4 protein-coding genes are annotated in these 2,323 nt (G+C 71.3%); all 4 read left to right on the top strand.

The genetic code is table 11. The features are described 5' to 3' along the window. Window positions 1-161: 161 nt before the first annotated feature. Window positions 162-752: a phage gp6-like head-tail connector protein gene (locus ACFYPN_RS33715; protein ID WP_388640675.1), complete on the top strand. Its 591-nt coding sequence runs from the start codon at window positions 162-164 to the stop codon at window positions 750-752. Between the two features lie 19 nt (window positions 753-771). After that, window positions 772-1,209, top strand: a complete 438-nt coding sequence (locus ACFYPN_RS33710; protein ID WP_388640672.1) for a hypothetical protein — start codon at window positions 772-774, stop codon at window positions 1,207-1,209. Window positions 1,210-1,213: 4 nt separating this feature from the next. Continuing rightward, complete coding sequence (locus tag ACFYPN_RS33705; protein WP_388640669.1) at window positions 1,214-1,948, top strand: hypothetical protein; 735 nt, start codon at window positions 1,214-1,216, stop codon at window positions 1,946-1,948. 4 nt (window positions 1,949-1,952) lie between these two features. After that, a partial coding sequence (locus tag ACFYPN_RS33700; RefSeq protein ID WP_389303718.1) for a hypothetical protein occupies window positions 1,953-2,323 on the top strand: 371 nt, incomplete at its 3' end.

Raw genomic sequence — 2,323 nt, 5'->3', positions numbered from 1 at the left:
CCACGGGCGAGGCACAGCACCTCGTCGCCTCGGGGGTCGCCGAGGAAGTAGGCGCCGAGGAGCCGGAGGTGGAGACCGCGACCGTCCCGGCGACCCCCGAGGAGAAGCGGCCGGCCGCCCGGACGAAGGCGCCCGCGAAGACCGACTCCAAGGGTTGAGTCGTGGCCCACGAGTACGCCGAGCTGGCTGACCTGAAGTCGAACCTGAACGTCGAGGAGGCCGACCTCTCGCGGGACGTCATGCTCCAGGCGGCGCTGACTGCGGCGTCGCGCGGTATCGACACCAGCACGGGGCGCCGGTTCTGGCTCGACGACGTACCGGTCGCCCGGGTGTTCCGCACCCGGGGCCGGGTCGCGTTCACCGAGGACGGTGGGGAGCGGCTGCTCGTCGATGACATCGGTGCTGACCCGGTGCTGGTCGAGTCCGGGTCGGTGTCCTCGTGGGCCGACGTCCCCGACTACGAGCCGGGCCCCGACAACGCGCTGCTGCGCGGACGGCCTATCACCTCGCTGGCCGTGCCCGGCCGGTGGGCCGTCGGGGACCGGGTGCGGGTCGTCGCACGGTGGGGGTGGCCGGCGGTTCCGGACGAGATCCGGCAGGCCACGCTCATCCAGGCCGCGCGCCTCTACCGCCGCAAGGACTCGCCGGAGGGTGTGGCCGGGTCCGCCGAGTGGGGCGTGATGCGCCTGTCCCGCAGGGACCCGGACGTGTGGGCGCTGATCGAGCACTTCATCCTGCCCGGCTTCGGATAAGGGGGGCGACCGCGTGGACATGTCCGCAGTACGTGGAGCCGTCGCCGACGCGGCGCGCGCCGTGGTCCTGCCCGAGGGCCTGCCGAAGCTGACGTCCTCCGGGTACGTCCCGGACGCGGTGACGGCCCCGTGCTTCTTCACCGCCGATTACACCGTGGACTTCGACAAGGCGATGGGGCGCGCGCTCGACGAGGTGGAGCTGACGTGCCAGCTCCTCGTCGGGATCGCGGATGACCGGGCGTCTCAGCGGCTGCTGGACGCCCTGCTGTCCGGGTCCGGGCCCGCGTCCCTCAAGGCCGCGATCGAGGCCGCACGCGGGGCGCCTGGCGAGTACGCTCTCGGCGGCCTCGCGCACGACCTTCACGTGACCCGCGTCCAGGGATACCGCTGGTACGAGCACCAGGGCACGCAGTATCTCGGCGCCCAGCTCACCATCAAGATCATCGGAGAGGGGTAGCCCCATGGGTAAGTTCGTCCTGCTCGATACCAGGTTGTTCGCCCCGGGCGCGGACCTGTCCGGCGCCTCCAACAAGATCGAGTTGTCCTCGGAGCTCGAAGAGAAGGACGCCACCACCTACCGGTCCGGCGGGTGGAAGGAAGTCCTCGGCGGGCTCGGCTCTGCGGAGATCGCGGCCGAGGGGCTGTGGGAGGCAGGCGATCCTTCGCTCGTCGACAACGCGTCCTGGTCCACGCTCGGCGGCGTCGGCCCGTACACCGTCTGCCCCACCGACTCCGTGGTGGGCGCGCTCGCCTACCTCACCGCGGGGATGCGCGCGGACTACACGATCGGCGACGCGGTCGGCGAGATCGCCCCGTGGTCCGGCACGGTGAAGAGCAGCTGGCCCCTGGTGCGCGGGCAGATCGCCCACCCGCCCGGCCTCGCCCGTACCGCGACCGGCGTGGGCACCGGGCTGCAGCTCGGCGCGATCACGGCCGGACGCCGCCTCTACGCCGCGCTCCACGTCCTCTCCGCCTCGGGCACCACCCCGTCCATCACGGCCCGCGTCGAGTCGTCGGCGGACGCCGGCTTCACGTCGCCGACGACGCGGCTCACGTTCGCCGCGGCGACGACGGCCGGCGGGCAGATCCTCCGGGGCGACGGCACCGCCGTCACCGATACGTACTACCGGCTCGCCTGGACCATCACCGGGACGACGCCCTCCTTCATGCTCTGCGCCTCTCTCGGAATCAGGTGATCCCATGGCCAAGATGGTTCTGCTGGCGGCCTTCGTCAGCATCAACGGCACCGACCTCTCCTCCTACGCCCGCAAAGCGGAGGTGACCGTGGAGGTGGAGGACAAGGAGGTCACCACCTACGCGTCGCTCGGGTGGAAGGAAGTCCTCGGCGGGCTGAAGAGTGGCGAGCTCGCCCTCGAACTCCTGCAGGACGTGGCAGCCACCAAGCTCGACTCGATCATGTGGCCGCTGCTCGGGACGGTCGTTCCGTTCGTGGTCCGGCTCGACTCCTCGGCGGTGAGCACGTCCAACCCGCAGTGGGCCGGGTCGGTGCTGATCAAGGGGTGGAACCCGATCGAGGGCAGCGTCGGTGACGAGGCGTCCGTCTCGGTCAG

The sequence above is a fragment of the Streptomyces sp. NPDC005576 genome (assembly GCF_042871745.1).
In the GTDB taxonomy this organism is placed as follows: Bacteria; Actinomycetota; Actinomycetes; order Streptomycetales; family Streptomycetaceae; genus Streptomyces.
The sequence above is the reverse complement of the archived record's forward strand: the minus strand, read 5'-3'. Positions and strand labels throughout refer to the sequence as shown.